This window comes from Pseudomonas sp. B2M1-30, from assembly GCF_025447575.1.
GTDB classification, from domain to species: domain Bacteria; phylum Pseudomonadota; class Gammaproteobacteria; order Pseudomonadales; family Pseudomonadaceae; genus Aquipseudomonas; species Aquipseudomonas botevensis.
On record NZ_JAOEJT010000015.1, the window covers coordinates 152324 to 174438 of the forward strand.

Annotated in this window: 18 protein-coding genes; 6 read left to right on the plus strand and 12 right to left on the minus strand. The window is 61.1% G+C overall.

The window, feature by feature from the left end; all coding sequences use genetic code 11:
- Window position 1: 1 nt before the first annotated feature.
- From N8H74_RS24695 to ppsA, 5 genes are all read right to left on the minus strand, one after another.
- On the minus strand, window positions 2-250 hold the full coding sequence (locus tag N8H74_RS24695; protein ID WP_085700244.1) for a CrfX protein: 249 nt from the start codon (window positions 248-250) through the stop codon (window positions 2-4).
- 63 nt (window positions 251-313) lie between these two features.
- Complete coding sequence (locus N8H74_RS24700) at window positions 314-1309, minus strand: zinc transporter ZntB (protein WP_217834004.1); 996 nt, start codon at window positions 1307-1309, stop codon at window positions 314-316.
- Between the two features lie 24 nt (window positions 1310-1333).
- Window positions 1334-1825 carry a ribonuclease E activity regulator RraA gene (rraA, locus tag N8H74_RS24705; protein WP_217834003.1) on the minus strand — a complete coding sequence of 164 codons (492 nt, stop codon included), beginning with the start codon at window positions 1823-1825 and terminating at the stop codon, window positions 1334-1336.
- Between the two features lie 226 nt (window positions 1826-2051).
- Window positions 2052-3041, minus strand: a complete 990-nt coding sequence (locus N8H74_RS24710) for a lysophospholipase (protein WP_262151022.1) — start codon at window positions 3039-3041, stop codon at window positions 2052-2054.
- A 99-nt stretch (window positions 3042-3140) separates the two neighbouring features.
- The gene (gene ppsA, locus N8H74_RS24715) at window positions 3141-5516 is read right to left on the minus strand and encodes a phosphoenolpyruvate synthase (RefSeq protein ID WP_217834001.1); all 2376 of its coding nucleotides are present in this window, start codon (window positions 5514-5516) and stop codon (window positions 3141-3143) included.
- Between the two features lie 174 nt (window positions 5517-5690).
- Between ppsA and N8H74_RS24720 the strand changes: the two genes are divergently transcribed.
- Window positions 5691-6509 (plus strand): pyruvate, water dikinase regulatory protein, encoded by an 819-nt coding sequence (locus N8H74_RS24720; RefSeq protein ID WP_217834000.1) that lies wholly within the window; start codon window positions 5691-5693, stop codon window positions 6507-6509.
- 110 nt (window positions 6510-6619) lie between these two features.
- Here N8H74_RS24720 and prpD read toward each other — a convergent pair whose 3' ends face one another.
- The 6 genes from prpD to N8H74_RS24750 all read right to left on the minus strand — a co-directional run bounded on the left by prpD (window position 6620) and on the right by N8H74_RS24750 (window position 15107).
- Window positions 6620-8104: a 2-methylcitrate dehydratase gene (gene prpD / locus N8H74_RS24725; protein WP_262151024.1), complete on the minus strand. Its 1485-nt coding sequence runs from the start codon at window positions 8102-8104 to the stop codon at window positions 6620-6622.
- 294 nt (window positions 8105-8398) lie between these two features.
- Window positions 8399-9589: a 2-methylaconitate cis-trans isomerase PrpF gene (gene prpF / locus N8H74_RS24730; RefSeq protein WP_262151026.1), complete on the minus strand. Its 1191-nt coding sequence runs from the start codon at window positions 9587-9589 to the stop codon at window positions 8399-8401.
- A 54-nt stretch (window positions 9590-9643) separates the two neighbouring features.
- The gene (gene acnD, locus N8H74_RS24735; RefSeq protein ID WP_262151028.1) at window positions 9644-12238 is read right to left on the minus strand and encodes a Fe/S-dependent 2-methylisocitrate dehydratase AcnD; all 2595 of its coding nucleotides are present in this window, start codon (window positions 12236-12238) and stop codon (window positions 9644-9646) included.
- 61 nt (window positions 12239-12299) lie between these two features.
- Window positions 12300-13427 (minus strand): 2-methylcitrate synthase, encoded by a 1128-nt coding sequence (prpC, locus tag N8H74_RS24740; RefSeq protein ID WP_262151030.1) that lies wholly within the window; start codon window positions 13425-13427, stop codon window positions 12300-12302.
- A 70-nt stretch (window positions 13428-13497) separates the two neighbouring features.
- Entirely contained in the window at window positions 13498-14388 is an 891-nt protein-coding gene (gene prpB, locus N8H74_RS24745) for a methylisocitrate lyase (RefSeq protein WP_217833995.1), read from the minus strand.
- Window positions 14385-15107 (minus strand): GntR family transcriptional regulator, encoded by a 723-nt coding sequence (locus tag N8H74_RS24750; protein WP_217834043.1) that lies wholly within the window; start codon window positions 15105-15107, stop codon window positions 14385-14387. Before N8H74_RS24750 ends, prpB begins: the two co-directional genes overlap by 4 nt.
- Before the next feature lie 289 nt (window positions 15108-15396).
- On the opposite strand from N8H74_RS24750, the gene N8H74_RS24755 reads away from it, so the two are divergent.
- From N8H74_RS24755 to pabB, 4 genes are all read left to right on the plus strand, one after another.
- Window positions 15397-15933, plus strand: a complete 537-nt coding sequence (locus N8H74_RS24755) for an ATP-dependent zinc protease (protein WP_011333239.1) — start codon at window positions 15397-15399, stop codon at window positions 15931-15933.
- 5 nt (window positions 15934-15938) lie between these two features.
- Window positions 15939-17474 carry an inactive transglutaminase family protein gene (locus tag N8H74_RS24760; RefSeq protein ID WP_217833994.1) on the plus strand — a complete coding sequence of 512 codons (1536 nt, stop codon included), beginning with the start codon at window positions 15939-15941 and terminating at the stop codon, window positions 17472-17474.
- Window positions 17474-18460 carry an alpha-L-glutamate ligase-like protein gene (locus tag N8H74_RS24765; protein ID WP_217833993.1) on the plus strand — a complete coding sequence of 329 codons (987 nt, stop codon included), beginning with the start codon at window positions 17474-17476 and terminating at the stop codon, window positions 18458-18460. Before N8H74_RS24760 ends, N8H74_RS24765 begins: the two co-directional genes overlap by 1 nt.
- A 252-nt stretch (window positions 18461-18712) precedes the next feature.
- Window positions 18713-20056, plus strand: coding sequence for an aminodeoxychorismate synthase component I (gene pabB / locus N8H74_RS24770; RefSeq protein ID WP_262151034.1), 1344 nt, complete (start codon window positions 18713-18715; stop codon window positions 20054-20056).
- 85 nt (window positions 20057-20141) lie between these two features.
- Here pabB and thrH read toward each other — a convergent pair whose 3' ends face one another.
- Window positions 20142-20759: a bifunctional phosphoserine phosphatase/homoserine phosphotransferase ThrH gene (thrH, locus tag N8H74_RS24775; protein ID WP_217833991.1), complete on the minus strand. Its 618-nt coding sequence runs from the start codon at window positions 20757-20759 to the stop codon at window positions 20142-20144.
- 163 nt (window positions 20760-20922) lie between these two features.
- Between thrH and N8H74_RS24780 the strand changes: the two genes are divergently transcribed.
- Entirely contained in the window at window positions 20923-21657 is a 735-nt protein-coding gene (locus N8H74_RS24780) for a phosphoadenylyl-sulfate reductase (RefSeq protein ID WP_262151036.1), read from the plus strand.
- Window positions 21658-22115: the final 458 nt, after the last annotated feature.

Consider the following 22115-nt stretch of genomic DNA (forward strand, 5'->3'; position numbering starts at 1 on the left):
TTCAATCAGCCTTATCAGCAGTGCGAGCGGTAGGTTTACGAAGACGGGAAACCGGAGCGACATGGGCCGATCCGTTGTTCAGGGCGATCATCAGCGCGGGCAGCCAGCGGCCCAGCAGGCTGAACAGATCACCGGCGCCGACCTGGCGGTTGGCGGTTTTGAGTACGCGGCCCAGGCACGCATCGTCGTCGCGGCCGGACGGCGAGGCGTTGAGCATGTCGCGCAAAGACTGTTCAAACGGATCGTGCATACGCACCTCTCGTGATGTCTGTGAAAGACGCGGGCAAATTTGGTCGGGTCACATGACGCATCTTCATACCCAGCGCAAACGGCGGAACAACCACCATTGCCCGAGCGCCACCGCCACCATCAGCAGGCACGCCACCAGGAAGCCATACGGGCTCCCGGAGAGTGGAATTCCACCGACATTGATACCCAGCAGGCCGGTGAGAAAACTCATCGGCAGGAAGATCCCGGTGATGATTCCGAAGCGATACATCGTGCGGTTCATGCGCACGCTCAGGCGCCGGTCTTCGGCCTCCAGCACAAGCCCCACGCGCTCTCGGGTCAATTCGAGCTCTTCGAGGTAACGGGTCAGGCTGTTGTTCAATTCGTTCCAGTAATCGGCATCGTCATCCACGAACCACGGCAACCGGATCCGGCTCAACTGGCCGAAAATATCCCGCTGTGGCGCGAGGAAACGTTTCAGTCCGGCCGCCCGTCGCCGAATGTGCAAAATGGCACCATGCTCGGGGGTATACCGTTCGTCGGCATCCAGCTTTTCTTCCTCTTCATCGACCACTTCGGAGAGGCAAGTGACCAGATCCTGTACCTTGTTGGTGAGGAACTGCGCCAGATAGAGGATCAGTTCGGAGGAGGTTTTCGGCCCCTTGCCTTCACCGAGCAATGCCAGCAGTTCATCCGTGGCCCGCAATGGCCGCAAACGCAGGGAAATCACCCGTTGCGCGGCGGCGAAGATCCGCACCGAGACCATGTCTTCCGGCTCGGCCCCGGGATTGAGGTTCACCCCGCGCAAAAACAGCAACAGCTCGGAGTCCGGCAACGGCAACAGGCGTGGACGGGTGTTTTCTTCCAGCAGCAGGTCGCAGGCGAACTCGTTGAGCCCACTGGATTTGCGCAACCAGGTCTGGGTCTGCGGGTGACTGCGATCCCAGTGCAGCCACAGGCTTTCATGGGCCTGGAGCTGCAAGTCATCGAGTTCAGTCCGGGCTATCGAACGCGCACCGCCTTTACCGTCCAGCACCAGGGCATGCACCAGCCCCCATTGCGCGTTTTCTTCCTCGAACATCCTCACCCCTGTGCGTACCGCGATTTATTCAGGCATTTTCAGCGGGCTTGGCGAAACGATCACGCCGTTGTTGTCCGCGTAAATGTATTGGCCCGGCTGGAAGGTCACACCGGCGAAGGTCACGGGAACGTTGAGGTCGCCGATACCGCGCTTGTCGGTCTTCATCGGGTGGCTGGCAAGGGCCTGAACCCCCAGGTCAGTCTGGGCAATGACGTCGACGTCGCGGATGCAGCCGTAGATCACCATCCCTTCCCAACCGTTTTTCGCGGCCTTCTCGGCGATCATGTCGCCCAGCAGCGCACGGCGCAAAGAACCGCCACCATCGACCACCAGCACCTTGCCATTGCCCTTGAGTTCGGCTTGTTCCTTGACCAGCGAGTTGTCTTCGAAGCACTTGATGGTCACGATTTCGCCGCCGAAGGAGTCGCGGCCGCCGAAATTGCTGAACATCGGTTCCAGCACCTGCACCAGCTCCGGATAGGCGTCGCACAGGTCAGGCGTGAGGTAATGGTTCATCGAAAAACTCCTGTAACAAGGAAGACGATCAAGAATGTCGCTCTCTGGGGAGACGAGTTCCGGCGGTCGCTGTTTACCTTAGTTCATGCCATGGTCGCTGAGCGAACCTGAACAAACGCTGAAACGTAATCGCTAAACAGCCACCAAATATGACCAGAATCGCTCAATGCGTCATATCTTAGCCGCATGCCGACCTGAACGAAATGCCCTTTTCAGAGCGCTTTGCTCACACCGCTGCCGCCAGATCCGCCTTCTCGCCCAGCAACGGCGTCTGTTGATCCGCCAGCCAGCGCGCCACCAGCGGCCAGACTTCGGCTTGCGCAGCCTTGCTCACCAGCATCTCGACATGGCCGAAATTGTCGTTGAAGCCCTGCTCACGTCCCAGATTGATGAACTGCTTGTGCTCGGAGCCGATCTGCTCGAACAGCTTGCGGCAGGCCCAGGCCGGATCCTGATGATCTCCGGCTGCCGTCACCGCCAGCACCGGCATCCGCACATCGGCCAGGCCCGCCCACCAATCCTTGTCCTTGTCGCCGAAACGGCCGAACAAGCCGTACCAGCGCATGCTTTCCAGCGCCAGACCGATCGGCTCGTCCTCGGGGCCACGCTTGAGGCGCGAGCCGGACAGTTGGGCAAAGCGCTTGAGAATGAAGCGGCTGCTCCACTCCACCGGCGGAATCTTCAGCGGCCAATAGGTACGACTCACCTGGGTGCCAAAGAACGCCGCCGACGCCACCGCCGGCTCGCCGAGGTATTCACCGCCCAGCGCAGCCGCCAGCGTGATGCCGCCCAGCGAATGGCCGATCCAGTGTGGAATCTGGCCGCTCTGCTCACGCACGAACGCGGCAATCGCCGGCAGATCGTAGCGGGCGTAGTCGGCGACGCGATTGCGCCGGTAGTCCTCGTTGCGCTGGGACAAGCCGTGGCCACGCATCTCCGGAATCCACACATCGAACCCCAGGCGCGTCAGGTAGGCGCCCAGCCCCAGGCCTTTGGGCGAAAACCAGAAGCGTCGGTTGGAAAAACTGCCGTGCAGCAGGATCACCGGCACGCCGCGTGTCGCCGGCTCGTCGGCCATCCCGAGACGGGTCACCGCGATTTCCACGGACCAGTCGGGGCTGTTGCCCGGTTTCAAACGATAAACGTCTTCGCTCAGATCGCCGCGCCGTTCGGCGCTGATCAGGGCGACAGGAAATAGGTTGCTGCTGCTTTGCATAATGCTCTTGCACAAAAAAGGGCGGCATCCACTGGAGCCCGCCCTACTTCAATCTCAAAGCCCCGACCTGCACAGGCAGATCAGGGCTTCATTCACGCCTTATTCCGCGCCCTGGCCTTCCGCCAGGAAGAACCAGGTTTCCAGCACGGTGTCCGGGTTCAGCGACACGCTTTCGATGCCCTGCTCCATCAGCCACTTGGCCAGATCCGGGTGGTCCGAAGGCCCCTGACCGCAGATACCGATGTATTTGCCGGCCTTGTTGCACGCGGCAATCGCGTTGGCCAACAGCTTCTTGACCGCCGGATTACGCTCGTCGAACAGGTGCGCGATGATCCCCGAGTCGCGATCCAGACCCAGGGTCAACTGGGTCAGGTCGTTGGAACCGATGGAGAAGCCGTCGAAGAACTCAAGGAACTCCTCGGCGAGAATCGCGTTGGACGGCAGTTCGCACATCATGATCACGCGCAGGCCGTTGTCGCCACGGGCCAGGCCGTTTTCAGCGAGCAGATCGACCACCTGGCTGGCTTCGCCGAGGGTACGCACGAACGGCACCATGATTTCGACGTTGGTCAGGCCCATCTCGTTGCGTACGCGTTTCAGCGCGCGGCATTCGAGTTCGAAGCAGTCACGGAACGATTCGCTGATGTAACGCGAAGCGCCACGGAAGCCCAGCATCGGGTTCTCTTCTTCCGGCTCGTACAGCTTGCCGCCGATCAGGTTGGCGTATTCGTTGGACTTGAAGTCCGACAGACGCACGATGACCTTCTTCGGTGCAAATGCTGCGGCCAGGGTGCTGATGCCTTCGACCAGTTTCTCGACGTAGAAACCGACCGGATCGTCGTAACCGGCGATGCGCTTGTCGACGCTTTCCTTGATGTCCTGCGGCAGGCCGTCGTAGTTCAGCAGCGCTTTAGGGTGTACGCCGATCATGCGGTTGATGATGAATTCCAGACGGGCCAGGCCCACACCGGCGTTCGGCAGTTGCGCGAAGTCGAATGCGCGGTCCGGGTTGCCGACGTTCATCATGATCTTGAACGGCAGCTCCGGCATCGCATCCACGGAGTTCTTCTTGATGTCGAAGCCCAGTTCGCCTTCGAAGATGTAACCGGTGTCGCCTTCGGCGCAGGACACGGTCACGCCCTGACCGTCCTTCAGCAGTTGAGTGGCGTTGCCGCAGCCGACGACTGCAGGAATCCCCAGCTCACGGGCAATGATCGCCGCGTGGCAGGTACGCCCGCCACGGTTGGTGACAATGGCGCTGGCGCGCTTCATCACCGGTTCCCAGTCCGGGTCGGTCATGTCGGAAACCAGCACGTCGCCCGGCTGGACCTTGTCCATCTCGGAGACGTCTTTGATGATGCGCACCTTGCCCGCGCCGATGCGCTGGCCGATCGCCCGGCCTTCCACCAGCACGGTGCCGGTTTCTTTCAACAGGTAACGTTCCATGACGTTGGCCTGGGTGCGGCTCTTCACGGTTTCCGGACGGGCCTGCACGATGTACAGCTTGCCGTCGTCACCGTCCTTGGCCCATTCGATGTCCATCGGGCACTGGTAGTGCTTCTCGATGATCATCGCCTGCTTGGCCAGTTCGCTGACTTCGGCGTCGGTCAGGCAGAAACGCGCACGCTCGGCCTTGTCGACATCGACGGTCTTGACCGAACGACCGGCCTTGGCCTCGTCGCCGTAGATCATCTTGATGGCCTTGCTGCCCAGGTTGCGGCGCAGGATCGCCGGACGACCGGCGGCCAGCGTCCCTTTGTGGACATAGAATTCGTCCGGGTTCACCGCGCCCTGCACGACGGTTTCGCCCAGGCCGTAGGCGCCGGTGATGAACACCACGTCACGGAAGCCGGATTCGGTATCGAGGGTGAACATCACGCCGGCGGTGCCGGTTTCCGAACGCACCATGCGCTGCACGCCGGCCGACAGGGCGACCAGTTTGTGGTCGAAGCCCTGGTGTACGCGGTAGGAAATCGCACGGTCGTTGAACAGCGACGCGAACACTTCTTTGGCAGCGCGGATGACGTTTTCCACGCCCCGGATGTTCAGGAAGGTTTCCTGCTGGCCGGCGAAGGACGCGTCCGGCAAATCTTCGGCGGTGGCGGAAGAACGCACGGCCACGGCCACATCAGGATTGCCGGCCGACAGCGCAGCGAATGCGGTGCGGATTTCGGCGTTCAGTTTTTCAGGGAATTCGGCTTCCATGATCCACTGGCGGATTTGCGCGCCGGTCTTGGCGAGGGCGTTGACATCGTCGACGTCCAGGGCGTCGAGGGCCTTGTGGATCTGGTCGTTCAGACCGCTCAGTTCCAGGAAATCACGATATGCCTGAGCTGTCGTGGCGAAGCCACCGGGCACCGAAACACCGGCGCCAGCCAGGTTGCTGATCATCTCGCCCAGGGATGCGTTCTTGCCCCCCACATGCTCAACATCGTGTTTGCCGAGCTTATCGAGGGAAACTACGTACTCTACCAAGGTGATCTCTCCACTAACTGTGTTGGAAAAGCTCAGAAACCGGCGGCTCGGGGGAGCATTGGCCGGTTGTATGGCCTGGACCTGGAAAATAAGTGAGAATGCCGACCAATGGCGGCCGACAAACCGCGCCTATCATATCCAGAAATACTCATTAGCTTAAGGCCCAAGGTGCAAATGAAACGATCTGCTTTCTTTATCTCCGATGGCACCGGCATCACTGCCGAAACCCTGGGTCAAAGCCTCCTGGCGCAGTTCGAAAACATTACCTTCAGCAAACTCACGCGGCCCTACATCGACAGCGTGGATAAAGCGCGGGCCATGGTACAACAAATCAACAAAGCCGCTGAAACCGATGGTTTCCGGCCGATCATCTTCGACACCATCGTCAATCAGGACATCCGTGAGATTCTCGCAACGTCCAATGGTTTCATGATCGACATTTTCTCGACCTTCCTCGCCCCTCTCGAGCAGGAACTGACCGAGCATTCTTCCTACACCGTCGGCAAGTCCCATTCGATCGGGCACAACTCCAATTACATGGAGCGCATCGAGGCGGTGAACTTCGCCCTCGACAACGACGACGGCGCCCGCACGCACTATTACGACAAGGCCGACCTGATACTAGTGGGCGTGTCGCGATGTGGTAAGACACCGACGTGCCTGTACATGGCGATGCAATTCGGCATCCGCGCGGCCAACTATCCGTTGACCGAAGACGACATGGAGCGCCTGCAACTGCCGGCCGCCCTGCGCGCGCACCAGCACAAGCTGTTCGGCCTGACCATCGACCCGGATCGCCTCACCGCTATCCGCAATGAGCGCAAGCCCAACAGCCGCTATTCGAGCTACGCCCAGTGCGAATTCGAAGTGCGCGAGGTGGAAAACCTGTTCCGCCGCGAGAACATCCCGCACATCAACTCCACGCATTTTTCGGTGGAAGAGATTTCGGCGAAGATCCTCGTGGAGAAAGGCGTGGAGCGGCGGTTCAAGTAAGGTTGTCGCGCCTGGACGGACGCTTTCGCGGGCAAGTCGCACTGCCGCTCCCACATTGGGATGTGTTGCGTGGGAGCAGGCTTGCTCGCGAAGAGCGCTAACGCGGTCCGTCAGATAACGAACAAATCGACGAACCGATTCACCGGCGTGGCCTCGAGCTGCGCCTGATCCTTGCACAGGACAAAAATCTCCCCGCACCGCTGCCCGACAAACCGGGTCGCCAGGTTCGCCTTGAACTTGTCCTCCAGCAACGGAATCCCCTCCGCCCGGCGCCGGCGATGGCCGATCGGGTACTCCACCACCACGTTATCGGTGCTGGAACCGTCCTTGAAAAACACCTGCACCGCGTTGGCAATCGAGCGTTTGTCGGCTTCCAGGTATTCGCGGGTGAAACGCGGCTCTTCGACGATGACCATTTTTTCGCGCAGCACATCGATGATCGGATGCGCCCTGTGGAAATCATCCTCGTACTGCTCGGCCACCAGATTGCCGAAGGCCAGCGGCACGGCGGTCATGTACTGGATGCAGTGATCGCGGTCGGCGGCATTGGCCAGCGGGCCGACCTTGGAAATGATGCGAATCGCCGATTCGTGGGTGGTGATGACGATCCGGTCGATTTCATGCAGGCGATTGCGCACCTGCGGGTGCAGGGTCACCGCCGCCTCGCACGCGGTCTGCGCGTGAAACTCGGCGGGGAAGCTGATCTTGAACAACACGTTTTCCATCACGTAACTGCCGAACGGGCGCGAGAAGCTGAACGCACGCTTGTCTTCAGGCTTGAGCGCCAGATCGTTGTTGGTGTGGCTGAACAACACGTCGTAGAAACCCCACTGCTTTGCCGTCAATACTCCGGGAATGCCCATCTCGCCGCGCATCGCGATGTCCGCCAGGCGCACGCCACGACTGGACGCATCCCCCGCCGCCCAGGATTTGCGCGACCCGGCGTTGGGCGCATGGCGATAGGTGCGCAATGCCTGACCATCGGCGAACGCGTGGGACAAAGCCGACAGCAGTTGCTCACGATTGGCGCCCATGAGTTTGGCGGTGACGGCGGTCGAGGCGACTTTCACCAGAATGACGTGATCGAGTCCTACGCGGTTGAAGGAGTTTTCCAGGGCGATCACGCCTTGAATCTCATGGGCCAGGATCATCGCTTCGAGCACATCACGTACGGTCAGCGGCGCTTCACCATTGGCCAGACGCTTTTGCGACAGATGGTCGGCCACCGCGAGAATTCCGCCGAGGTTGTCCGACGGATGCCCCCATTCGGCGGCGAGCCAGGTGTCGTTGTAATCGAGCCAACGGACGATGCAACCGATGTCCCACGCGGCTTTCACCGGATCGAGCCGATAAGCGGTGCCCGGCACCCGTGCACCGAACGGCACGACGGTGCCCTCGACGATCGGACCGAGGTGCTTGGTGCATTCCGGGAAACGCAGGGCCAGCAAGCCGCAGCCCAAGGTGTCCATCAGGCAGTTGCGGGCGGTGTCCAGGGCTTCGGCGGATTCGATGTTGAAATGGAGGACGTAATCGGCGATGTCCTGCAGGACAGCGTCGTAGTCGGGGCGGTTGTTCAGGTCGACGTTGGCGCTCATTGCGGTTCTCCTGATGGGGAATGATGAGTGGGGTGGTCTTCCTCAGGGGCTGGTTGGTTTTCTGTTTAGAGCAGATCGTGGGTGTCTGCTTTGGTGTGTTTCGTCAGTTGGATTGCTTCCCTCACCCTAGCCCTCTCACGAAGGGAGAGGGCACCGAATGGGGGATATTCAAAGGTGACGTCGACCTGAAAGCCCTTCTGTGAATCCATAATCGCCAAGATGCTTCACGTCGCAGGACATCTGATTACCATTCGGTCGGCCCCTCTCACTCCGGGTGAGGGCATCGATTCTGGATCAGAAGGAATCTCCAGGCACGCGGACGTAGCCTTCCATCAAGACGCGCGCACTACGGCTCATGATCGCTTTCTTCACAACCCACTCACCGTTTTCCAAACTGGCCTCGGCGCCCACGCGCAACGTCCCGGACGGATGCCCGAAGCGCACCGCGCTACGTTCCACGCCGCCAGCCGCCAGGTTTACCAAGGTGCCGGAGATGGCTGCCGCCGTGCCAATCGCCACCGCCGCCGTGCCCATCATCGCGTGGTGCAGCTTGCCCATGGACAGCGCGCGCACCAGCAGGTCGACATCCCCCGCCGCAATCGCCTTGCCGCTGGAGGCCACGTAATCCGCAGGTTTGGCGACGAACGCCACCTTCGGTGTGTGCTGCCGCTTGGCCGCTTCATCGAGGCTGGAAATCAGCCCCATGCGCAGCGCGCCATGAGCGCGGATGCTTTCAAACATCAGCAGCGCTTTCGGATCGCCGTTGATCGCACCTTGCAGTTCGGTGCCCTTGTAGCCGATGTCTTCGGCGTTGATAAAAATGGTCGGAATCCCGGCATTGATCAGGGTTGCCTGAAACGTGCCGACACCCGGCACCTGCAGCTCGTCGATCAGATTGCCCGTAGGGAACATCGAACCACCGGCGCCCTCTTCTTCCGCCGCCGGGTCCATGAACTCCAGCTGCACTTCAGCGGCCGGAAAGGTCACGCCGTCGAGTTCGAAATCACCGGTTTCCTGCACTTCACCGTGGGTGATCGGCACATGGGCGATGATGGTTTTGCCAATGTTGGCCTGCCACACGCGCACCACCGCCACGCCGTTGTGCGGAATGCGGCTGGCGTCCACCAGGCCATTGCTGACGGCAAACGAACCGACCGCCGCCGACAGGTTGCCGCAGTTGCCGCTCCAGTCCACGAACGGCTTGTCGATGGACACCTGACCGAACAGGTAATCGACGTCGTGATCGGCCTTGATGCTTTTCGACAGGATCACGGTTTTGCTGGTGCTCGACGTGGCGCCGCCCATGCCATCGATCTGCTTGTCGTAAGGGTCGGGGCTGCCGATCACCCGCAGTAGCAATGCGTCGCGGGCCGGACCGGGAACCTGGGCGGCTTCAGGCAGATCCTGCAGGCTGAAGAACACGCCTTTGCTGGTGCCGCCACGCATGTAGGTAGCGGGGATTTTTACTTGCGGTGCGTGAGCCATGGTGCTCCTTAACAAAGGCATGGGACTTGAAATCCCATGCCCACATTTGATGATTTAAACGGCAACCGCCGACTCTTCAAGGAAGTCCTGGGCGAAGCGCTGCAACACGCCGCCGGCCTCGTAGATCGAAACTTCTTCGGCGGTGTCGAGGCGGCAGGTCACCGGCACTTCGAGCCGTTCGCCGTTGCGCCGATGAATGACCAGCGTCAGGTCCGCGCGCGGCGTGCGGTCGCCGATCACGTCGTAGGTTTCGCTGCCATCGATGCCCAGGGTCTTGCGGTCGGTGCCTGGTTTGAACTCCAGCGGCAACACGCCCATGCCCACCAGGTTGGTGCGGTGAATGCGCTCGAAGCCTTCGGCGACGATCGCTTCCACACCCGCCAGACGCACACCCTTGGCCGCCCAGTCGCGGGACGAACCCTGACCGTAGTCGGCACCGGCGATGATGATCAGCGGCTGCTTGCGATCCATGTAGGTTTCGATGGCTTCCCACATGCGCATGACCTGGCCTTCCGGCTCCACGCGGGCCAGCGAGCCCTGCTTGACCTTGCCGTTTTCCTGAACCATTTCATTGAACAGTTTCGGGTTGGCGAAGGTGGCGCGCTGCGCGGTCAGGTGGTCGCCACGGTGGGTGGCGTAGGAGTTGAAGTCCTCTTCCGGCAGGCCCATTTTCGCCAGGTATTCGCCAGCGGCGCTGTCGAGCATGATCGCGTTGGACGGCGACAGGTGATCGGTGGTGATGTTGTCCGGCAGCACCGCCAACGGGCGCATGCCCTTGAGCGGCCGCGCCCCGGCCAGCGCGCCTTCCCAGTACGGCGGACGGCGGATGTAGGTGCTCATTTCGCGCCAGTCGTACAGCGGCGTGACTTTCGGGCCGGTGTCTTCATGGATGGCGAACATCGGGATGTACACCTGACGGAACTGCTCAGGCTTGACCGACGCCTTGACCACCGCTTCGATTTCTTCGTCGCTTGGCCAGATGTCTTTCAGGCGGATTTCCTTGCCATCGACCACGCCCAAAACATCCTTCTCGATATCGAAACGGATGGTGCCGGCAATGGCATAAGCGACCACCAGCGGCGGCGAGGCGAGGAACGCCTGTTTCGCGTACGGGTGAATCCGCCCGTCGAAGTTACGGTTGCCCGAGAGCACGGCGGTGGCGTACAGGTCGCGGTCGATGATTTCCTGCTGGATCACCGGATCGAGTGCGCCAGACATGCCGTTGCAAGTGGTACAGGCAAACGCGACGACGCCGAAACCGAGCTGCTCCAGCTCCTTGCCCAGCCCCGCTTCCTCAAGGTACAGCGCCACGGTTTTCGAGCCCGGCGCCAGCGACGACTTGACCCACGGTTTGCGGCTCAGCCCGAGCTTGTTGGCATTGCGCGCCAGCAGGCCGGCGGCGATCACGTTGCGCGGGTTGCTGGTGTTGGTGCAACTGGTGATCGCGGCGATGATCACCGCGCCATCGGGCATTTGCCCCGGTACGTCCTGCCATTGACCGGCGATGCCCTTCTGCGCCAGATCCGCCACGGCGACGCGGGCGTGCGGGTTGCTCGGCCCGGCCATGTTGCGCACCACCGACGACAGGTCGAAAGTCAGGCCACGCTCGTATTGCGCGTCCTTGAGGCTGTCGGCCCACAGGCCGGTGGTTTTTGCGTATTGCTCGACCAGTTGCACCTGCTGGTCTTCACGACCGGTGAGTTTCAGGTAATCGATGGTCTGCTGGTCGATGTAGAACATCGCAGCGGTGGCGCCGTACTCCGGGGCCATGTTGGAGATGGTCGCGCGGTCGCCGAGGGTCAGTGCCGACGCGCCTTCGCCGAAGAACTCCAGCCAGGCGCCGACGACTTTCTGTTTGCGCAGGTATTCGGTCAGCGCCAGCACCATGTCGGTGGCGGTGATGCCCGGTTGCAGTTTGCCGGTCAGTTCGACGCCGACGCTTTCCGGCAGGCGCATCCACGACGCGCGGCCGAGCATCACGCTCTCGGCTTCGAGGCCACCGACACCGATGGCGATCACGCCCAGTGCATCGACATGCGGGGTGTGGCTGTCGGTGCCGACGCAGGTGTCAGGGAACGCCACGCCGTCGCGCACCTGGATCACCGGGGACATTTTCTCCAGGTTGATCTGGTGCATGATGCCGTTGCCCGGCGGGATCACGTCGACGTTCTTGAAGGCCTTTTTGGTCCAGTTGATGAAGTGGAAACGGTCTTCGTTGCGACGGTCCTCGATGGCGCGGTTCTTCTCGAACGCCTGGGCATCGAAGCCGCCCGCTTCCACCGCCAGCGAGTGGTCGACGATCAACTGGGTCGGCACCACCGGGTTGACTTGCGCCGGGTCGCCACCCTGCTGGGCGATCGCATCGCGCAGACCGGCGAGGTCGACCAGCGCGGTCTGACCAAGAATGTCGTGGCACACCACCCGCGCCGGGAACCACGGGAAGTCCAGGTCGCGCTTGCGCTCGATCAACTGCTTCAGGGAATCGGTGAGCGTGGCCGGGTCGCAGCGACGCACGAGGTTTTCCGCCAGCACGCGCGAGGTGTACGGCAGGGTGTCGTAACTGCCTGGCTGAATCGCCTCGACCGCTGCGCGCACGTCGAAGTAGTCTAGGGAACTGCCGGGCAGGTTTTTGCGGAATTCTGTGTTCATCGGGTCAGGACTCGGGTCACGGTATTTTCAAGAGGTGGGGCCGGGATTCGGCCCCCACCATTCAGCGACGTTCGATTGGCACGAACTTGCGCTGTTCGACGCCGACATACTCGGCGCTTGGACGGATGATGCGGTTGTTGGCACGCTGCTCGAACACATGCGCCGCCCAGCCGGTCAGGCGCGAGCAGACGAAAATCGGCGTGAACAACTTGGTCGGGATGCCCATGAAGTGGTACGCCGAGGCATGGTAGAAGTCGGCGTTCGGGAACAGTTTCTTTTGCTCCCACATGGTCTTGTCGATGGCTTCGGAGACCGGGAACAACACCTTGTCGCCCACTTCGTCGGCGAGTTTTTTCGACCAGCCCTTGATCACCTCGTTGCGCGGATCGCTGTCCTTATAGATCGCATGGCCGAAGCCCATGATCTTGTCCTTGCGCTCAAGCATGCCGAGGGTGCCTTTGATCGCGTCTTCCGGCGACGCGAAGCGCTCGATCATTTCCATCGCCGCCTCGTTGGCGCCGCCGTGCAGCGGGCCGCGCAGCGAACCGATGGCGGCAGTGACGCAGGAATACAGGTCGGACAGGGTCGAAGCGCACACCCGCGCGGTGAAGGTCGAGGCGTTGAATTCATGCTCGGCATAGAGAATCAGCGAGACGTTCATCACTTTGACGTGCAACTCGCTCGGCTTCTTGTCGTGCAGCAGGTGCAGGAAGTGGCCGCCGATCGAAGGCTCGTCGCTCACGCAGTTGATGCGTTTGCCGTCGTGGCTGAAGCGATACCAGTAGCACATGATCGCCGGGAACGCGGCCAGCAGGCGATCGGTCTTGTCCTGTTGTTCGGAGAAGTCTTTCTCCGGTTCGATATTGCCCAGGAACGAGCAACCGGTGCGCATCACGTCCATCGGGTGGGCGTCGGCGGGGATGCGTTCCAGCACTTCTTTCAGCGCTTGCGGCAGGTCGCGCAGCTTGCCCAGTTTGCTTTGGTAAGCGTCGAGTTGCGCTTGGCTCGGCAGTTCTCCGTAAAGCAGCAGGTACGCCACTTCTTCGAATTGCGCGTCGGCGGCCAGTTCACGGACGTCGTAGCCACGATAGGTCAGGCCGGCACCGGCCTGGCCCACGGTGGACAGGGCGGTCTGCCCGGCAACCTGGCCCCGGAGCCCGGCGCCACTGAGTACTTTTGCTTCGGCCATTGCTGTCTCCAATCTTGAATTTTTTAGGGAATCGGCAAGTTGTGTCTGATCACGGTATCGGGGATGTTCTTTACTTCTTCGCCGCGAACAACGCGTCGAGCTTCTGCTCGAAGGTGTGGTAGTCGATGCGATCGTAGAGCTCCATGCGTGTCTGCATGGTGTCGATGACATTCTGCTGGGTGCCGTCGCGGCGGATCGCGGTGTAGACGTTTTCCGCCGCCTTGTTCATCGCGCGGAACGCCGACAGCGGGTACAGCACCAGCGACACATCTGCTCCCGCAAGCTGCTCGGTGGTGTACAGCGGCGTCGAGCCGAATTCGGTGATGTTGGCCAGGATCGGCGCCTTCACGCGGTTGGCGAACAGCTTGTACATGTCCAGTTCGGTGATGGCTTCCGGGAAGATCATGTCGGCGCCGGCCTCGATGCACGCGGCGGCGCGATCCAGTGCCGATTCCAGGCCTTCCACCGCCAGAGCGTCGGTACGGGCCATGATCACGAAGCTGTCGTCGGTGCGTGCATCGACCGCTGCCTTGATGCGGTCGACCATTTCCTGCTGAGTGACGATTTCTTTGTTCGGGCGGTGACCGCAGCGCTTGGCGCCGACCTGGTCTTCAATGTGGATCGCCGCCGCGCCGAACTTGATCATCGACTTGACGGTGCGCGCGACGTTGAACGCCGAAGCGCCGAAACCGGTGTCCACGTCCACCAGCAACGGCAAGTCGCAGACGTCGGTGATGCGACGCACGTCGGTCAGCACATCATCGAGGCCGGTGATGCCCAGGTCCGGCACGCCGAGGGAACCTGCGGCCACCCCGCCACCGGACAGGTAGATCGCCTTGAAACCGGCACGCTTGGCCAGCAGCGCGTGGTTGGCGTTGATCGCGCCGACCACTTGCAGCGGATGCTCGCTGGCGACCGCATCGCGGAAACGCTGGCCTGGAGTGTTCTGCTTGAAACTCATGACTCACCTCGTTCAGTGGCTGTCTTGTTGTGGGCGCCGTCCTGGTAATGACGGGCGATATTGCGTTTCGAGGCGCCGATGTGCCGGCGCATCAACAATTCGGCCAGCTCGCCGTCACGGTCGGCGATGGCATCGAGAATCCGGTGGTGCTCGGCAAAGGCCTGGCGCGGCCGGTTCGGCGTGGTGGAGAACTGGATGCGGTACATGCGCACCAGTTGATAAAGCTCGCCGCAGAGCATCTGGGTCAGGGTGCGGTTGCCGCTGCCCTGGATGATCCGGTAATGAAAGTCGAAGTCGCCTTCCTGCTGGTAGTAACCGACCCCGGCCTGGAACGCCGCATCGCGCTCGTGGGTTTCCAGAACCTGACGCAGCTCGTCGATTTCTTCGCTGCTCATACGTTCGGCCGCCAGACGGCAGGCCATGCCTTCGAGGGATTCGCGGATTTCGTAGAGTTCCAGCAATTCGGCGTGGCTCAGCGAAACCACCCGCGCGCCGACGTGCGGCACGCGCACCAGCAGCCGCTGGCCTTCCAGACGATGAATGGCTTCGCGCAGCGGCCCGCGACTGATGCCGTAAGTGCGCGCCAGTTCCGGCTCGGAGATCTTGCTGCCCGGGGCGATCTCGCCTTTGACGATAGCGGCCTGGATACGCCGGAAGACGTTTTCCGAGAGCGTTTCCGAATCGTCGCCGCCGATGACCGGGGGATCGAGTTGATCCAGCATATTGTCGACACCTTTAAATCCAATGCGGCAAAAACTAGCGAATCACACCGTACCCGTCAAAGGAAAAATCAAGATTGTCGACAATCGTCTAATAACGCTCATTATCAGCCCCAAGGGTTATAGACCGGCTCGGGCGCTGGCGCCATAAAACCACCGTGCTAGAATGCCGCGCGCATTTGCGAGTCATTTGCATGGCTTGTCATAAAAAACTGATAGGCGCCTGTGCGGACAGGATCACCTGACCCAGGCCCCCGAACCGAGAACGGACTGCTACTCGCCAGGATTTATGAGACTCAAGCCCTTCCCCACATTTTTCGCTCTGTTCTGCCTGCCCGGCCTCGCCGCCGCAGGGGAAAAGACCGTGTACGGCCTCAACGAATACGCTGCGCTCGACGGCATCAATCTGGAAGTCGCGGCCAAACTCGACACAGGGGCGAAAACCGCCTCGCTCAGTGCCCGCGACATCAAACGCTTCAAGCGCAACGGCGAGTCGTGGGTACGCTTTTACCTCGCCATCGACGCCGCACATTCGCACCCGATCGAACGACCGCTGGCGCGGGTCAGCAAGATCAAGCGCCGCGCCGGCGACTACGACCCGGAAGAAGGCAAGAAGTACACCGCCCGCCCGGTGATCGAACTGGATATCTGCATGGGTTCGGCGATGCGCAGCATCGAAGTGAACCTGACCGACCGCAGTGCGTTCCAATACCCGCTCTTGATTGGCTCCGAAGCGCTGAAACGCTTTGATGCGCTGGTCGACCCCAGTCTTAAATACGCTGCCGGCAAACCTGCCTGCGCCATCGCCGCTCATACCGCCGAGTAATTTCCATGCGTTCTCTAACCTTCCACCTGAAAATCCTGATCACCATCCTGGTGCTGTTGGGCGTTTCGGTTACGGCCTATCAGATTTTCGTGCTCGGCATTCCCGTGACAGAAGACGCCACCGACGACTTGTGGAACATCGACGCCAAGGTCGAGTTCGTCGCCAGCACCAAGGATCCGGTGAAGATCCAGATGTTCGTGCCGCCGCTGAGCCGCGACTACGTCAGCCTCAACGAGAGTTTCATCTCCAATAACTACGGGGTGGCGGTCAACCGCGTCGATGGCAACCGCAAGGTCACCTGGTCGGCGCGCCGGGCCAAGGGCAACCAGACCCTTTATTACCGCCTGGTGCTGACCAAGCGTTACACCGCCGAAAAATCCAAGATCAAAGGCCCGACCTTCCGCGACAGCATGGCCATCGAAGGCCCGGAAAAAATCGCCGCCGAAGCCCTGCTCGCGCCGATCCGCCAGCACTCGGCCGACGTCGAAACCTTCATCGGCGAGGCGATCAAACGGGTCAACAACGTCAACGACGACAACGTGAAACTGCTGCTGGCCGGCGATCCGTCCACCGCGCACAAGGCAAAAATCGTCGAGTTGCTGCTGTCGATCGCCCACGTCCCGGTCGAGAAAGTCCACACCATTCGCCTCGTCGCCGATCAGCCGCAGATGCCTGAACTGTGGTTGCGCAGCTTCAACGGCACCGACTGGCTGTACTTCAACCCGGAAACCGGCGAACAGGGCCTGCCGACCGACCGCCTGCTGTGGTGGACCGGCGACGAAAACCTGATCACCGTCGACGGCGGCAAGAAAGCCAACGTGACCTTCAGCCTGAACAACAGCGAGATGAACGCGATTCGTCTGGCCAAGCTGACCGACGAAAACACCGACGCCAACTTCCTCGAATACTCGCTGTATGGCCTGCCGCTGCAAACCCAGCAGACCTTCATGATCATGGTGATGATCCCGATCGGCGTGCTGGTGATTCTGATCCTGCGCAACCTGATCGGCCTGCAGACCCTCGGCACATTTACCCCGGTGCTGATCGCCCTGGCCTTCCGCGAGACGCAGCTGGGCTTCGGCATTCTGCTGTTTACCGTGATTACCGCGCTAGGGCTGTCGCTGCGTTCGTACCTGGAGCATTTGAAACTGCAAATGCTGCCGCGACTGTCGGTGGTGTTGACGTTCGTGGTGGTGCTGATTGCCGCCATCAGTCTGTTCAGCCACAAGCTGGGTCTGGAGCGCGGCTTGTCGGTGGCGCTGTTCCCGATGGTGATTCTGACCATGACCATCGAACGCCTGTCGATCACCTGGGAAGAACGCGGCGCCAGCCATGCGATGAAAGTGGCGATCGGCACGCTGTTCGCCGCCTCCCTGGCGCACCTGATCATGACCGTGCCGGAGCTGGTGTACTTCGTGTTCACCTTCCCGGCGATCCTGCTGATCCTGGTGGGTTTCATGCTGGCGATGGGGCGTTATCGCGGTTACCGCCTGACCGAACTGGTGCGTTTCAAGGCCTTCCTGAAGAAGGCTGACGCCTGATGTTCGGTTTCTGGAAGACCTGGAAAGCCCTTGAGGCCCGCGGGATCATGGGCATCAACCGGCGTAACGCGGACTACGTGCTCAAGTACAACAAGCGCAGTCTGTACCCGATCGTCGATGACAAGATCATCACCAAGGAACGCGCGATCAAGGCCGGCATTCATGTGCCGGAGCTGTATGGCGTGATTTCCACCGAGAAGGAAATCGACAAGCTCGGCGAGATCATCGGCGGGCGCAACGACTTCGTGATCAAACCGGCCCAGGGCGCCGGCGGCGACGGCATCATCGTGGTGGCCGACCGCTTCGAAGGCCGCTATCGCACGGTGTCGGGCAAGATCATCGCCCACGAAGAGCTTGAGCATCACATCTCCAGCATCCTCACCGGCCTCTACTCGCTGGGCGGGCATCGGGATCGGGCGCTGATCGAATACCGGGTCACCCCGGACCAGATCTTCAAGAGCATCAGCTACGAAGGCGTGCCGGACATCCGCATCATCGTGCTGATGGGTTATCCGGTGATGGCGATGCTGCGTCTGCCGACCCGTCAGTCCGGCGGCAAGGCCAACCTGCACCAGGGCGCCATCGGCGTCGGTGTCGACCTCGCAACCGGCCTGACCCTGCGTGGCACCTGGCTGAACAACATCATCGCCAAACACCCGGACACCACCAACGCGGTGGACGGCGTGCAACTGCCCTACTGGGACGGTTTCATGAAACTCGCCGCCGGCTGCTATGAGTTGTGCGGCCTGGGTTACATCGGCGTGGACATGGTGCTCGACCAGGAGAAAGGCCCGCTGATTCTCGAGCTGAATGCGCGGCCGGGGCTGAATATCCAGATTGCCAACGACTGCGGGCTGACCTTGCGCACCCACGCGGTTGAAGCGCATCTGGAAGAGCTGAAAGCCCGTGGCGTGACTGAGTCGGTTGAAGAGCGGGTGGCGTTTACCCAGGAGATGTTCGGGCATATCCCGGCGGTTGAGGGCTGAAGGCAAAAGCCCCTCACCCTGCCCCTCTTCCTGAGGGAGAGCGGATTGATCGGATCGCTCTTTTGAATTGCACCGACCTGAGAGACCGAGTCGTACTCAGGACTTGAAAAGCCTGCGATCTGCCCCCTTTCCCCCTCGCCCCTCTGGGGGAGAGGATTGGGGTGAGGGGGTTGCTCTTGATTTTGATCTAGGAGCAATCCAAGGAGCAGACTACAATCCCCACCCCGCCTCGATGGCCGATCTGCCCCGCCCATGCTGACCTGTTCCGTACACCCGCTCCCCTACCGCGCCAACCCCGCCGAGTATTTCGCGGCAGTCCGCCATGCGCCCGGCGCCGTGCTGCTCGACAGCGGCCGCCCCAGCGCCGACCGTGGCCGTCATGACATCCTCAGCGCCTGGCCGCTGGAGCAACTGGCGGTTCTGCCGGACGAAAGCGGCAGCCTTTTCCTGCAAAGGCTGCGGACCACGCTGAGCCACCTGGGTAACGCCGAACTGCCGCAAGGCTACGAACTGCCGTTTGCCGGCGGGCTGATCGGCTACCTGAGCTACGACTTCGGCCGGCATCTGGAAAACCTGCCCAGCCAGGCCCAAGACGATCTGCAACTGCCCGACGCGCGTTTCGGTCTGTATGACTGGGCCTTGATCAGCGATCACCAAGCGGCAACCAGCCAACTGGTGTTCCACCCGTCGGTCAATGGCGGCGAAAAGCAGCGGCTGATTACGCTGTTCACCCAGCCAACCGCGCCGTCACTGGTCCCGTTCAAACTGAACACACCCATGCGCGCCGACCTCTCGGCCGACGCCTATCGCCAGGCCTTCGAGCGCATTCAGCATTACATCCAGGCCGGCGACTGCTACCAGGTCAACTTCGCCCAGCGTTTCCGCGCGCCCTGCCAGGGCGACGCATGGCTGGCCTATTGCGCCCTGCGCGAGGCCTGCCCGACACCGTTTTCAGGTTTCCAGAGTCTGCCCGATGGCGGCGCGGTGCTGAGCCTGTCGCCGGAGCGCTTCGTCAAAGTCAGCGAACGTCAGGTGGAAACCCGCCCGATCAAAGGCACCCGCCCCCGTGGCCTGACCCCGGCCGAAGACGCGGCGAACGCCGCCGAACTGCTGGCCAGCCCCAAGGATCGTGCGGAAAACCTGATGATCGTCGACCTGCTGCGCAACGACCTCGGTCGCACCTGCCGCATCGGCTCGGTGCGCGTGCCGGAGCTGTTCAGCCTGGAAAGCTATCCGAACGTGCATCACCTGGTCAGCAGCGTCACCGGCGAACTGGCCCAGGATCGCGACGCCCTGGACTTGATCGCCGGCAGTTTCCCCGGCGGCTCGATCACTGGCGCACCGAAGATCCGCGCGATGCAGATCATCGACGAACTGGAACCGACCCGACGCGGTTTGTATTGCGGCTCGTTGCTGTATCTGGACGTGCGCGGCGAGATGGACAGCTCCATCGCCATTCGCAGTCTGCTGGTCAAGGATGGGCAGGTGTGTTGCTGGGGCGGCGGCGGGATCGTCGCCGACTCGGACTGGCAGGCTGAATATCAGGAATCGATCACCAAGGTGAAGGTCCTGCTCGACACCTTGCAGAACCTCTAAACGCTTCGCGGGCCAACCCGCTCCCACAGGGACATGCATGTCCGCGTGGGAGCGGGCAAGCCCGCGAGAGCGTCCGGCCAGTCGCTTACAAACTCAATTCCCGGTTCGAAGCCTTGAGAAACTCCTGCTTCAACTCGGCAAAGCTGTGCACCGCCGGGAACTGCGGGAACTCGCGGATCACATTGTCCGGTGCATGGAACAGAATCCCGGCGTCCGCCTCGCCAAGCATGCTGGTGTCGTTGTACGAATCACCGGCGGCAATCACCCGGTAATACAGGCTCTTGAAGGCCAGGACCGACTGGCGCTTGGGATCTTTCTGACGCAGTTGATAGCCAGTCACCCGCCCGCTTTCATCGGTGATCAGGCGATGGCAGAGCAAGGTCGGGAAGCCCAACTGACGCATCAGCGGTTGCGAGAACTCATAGAAGGTGTCCGACAGAATCACCACCTGGAAGCGCTCGCGCAGCCAGTTGACGAACTCCACCGCACCGTCCAGCGGCTTGAGGGTGGCGATCACTTCCTGAATGTCCGAGAGCTTGAGGCCGTGCTCGTCGAGAATGCGCAGGCGCTGCTTCATCAGAACGTCGTAATCGGGAATGTCCCGGGTGGTGGCCTTGAGCGATTCGATTCCGGTTTTTTCGGCGAAGGCGATCCAGATTTCCGGAACCAGCACCCCTTCAAGATCAAGACAGGCAATTTCCACAAGACACTCCCGTTTGTAATGTTTATCGAGTCGAGCGAGCCCGAACTCTAGCGGCTCCTCCCCGGCCACGCAACGCAGGCGGAACCCCGGCCGCCGCAGCTTTTTGTTACCATCGCCTCCATATAGAGCGCCCAGCGCCACTGACCTGTAGGAAGCCGCCCTGATGAGCCCAACGTTCGACGTCGTGGAACTCGCCACGACCTATGCCAACAAATCCGCACAGGACATCCTGAAGCTCGCCTTTGCCGAGTTCGGCGACGATCTGTGGATATCCTTCAGCGGCGCCGAGGATGTGGTGCTGGTGGACATGGCCTGGAAGCTGAACAAGAACGTCAAGGTCTTCAGTCTCGACACCGGTCGCCTGCACCCGGAGACCTACCGTTTCATCGAACAGGTACGCGAGCATTACAAGATCGACATCGAAATTGTCTCGCCGGACTACGCGAAACTTGAACCGTTCGTGAAGGAAAAAGGCCTGTTCAGCTTCTACAAGGACGGTCACGGCGAGTGCTGCGGGATTCGCAAGATCGAACCGCTGCGCCGCAAGCTGTCCGACGTCAAGGCCTGGGCCACCGGTCAGCGCCGCGATCAGAGCCCGGGCACTCGCAGTGCGGTGGCGGTGATGGAAGTCGACAGCGCGTTCTCGACGCCGGAGCGCACCCTGTACAAGTTCAACCCGCTGGCACAGATGACCAGCGAAGAGATCTGGGGCTACATCCGCATGCTCGAGTTGCCATACAACAGCCTGCACGAGCGCGGTTTCATCAGCATCGGCTGCGAACCCTGCACCCGCCCTGTCCTGCCGAACCAGCACGAACGCGAAGGCCGCTGGTGGTGGGAAGAAGCGACCCAAAAAGAATGCGGGCTGCACGCGGGCAATATCATCACCAAGGTGTAACACCTGGCCCTCCTCTGTGGGAGCGGGCAAGCCCGCTCCCACAGTCGTGTTCACCAGGCATAAAAATGTGTACACACAAATGTCACCATCGGTGCCATTTATGTGTGCACTTTTCATTTCGGCGCCCTGAAAAGTTACATTCTGCGTCCCTCACCGCTCCCCTCCGTTGCGCCAAATCCCTCCTGAAAAATAAATACCTGTTCGATCGGTCAATTTAAATCGTCCTGATTTCAGCACCTTATCGATCATCAATAACTTTTCGAAATGAGCGCCGATTTTCATAGATCGGTGACTGGCACAGTTCTGGCTTAAGTGCATGCATGTTTTGTATACAATAAATTCAAGACATACACACACTTTCGATCCGCATGCCTGAAGCGCCCTATCCCGTACAGGCTGCAGATGCCCCTAACCAGTGATGTTTCACCGCCGCGACGAAGATTTGTCGAGCCAACGCT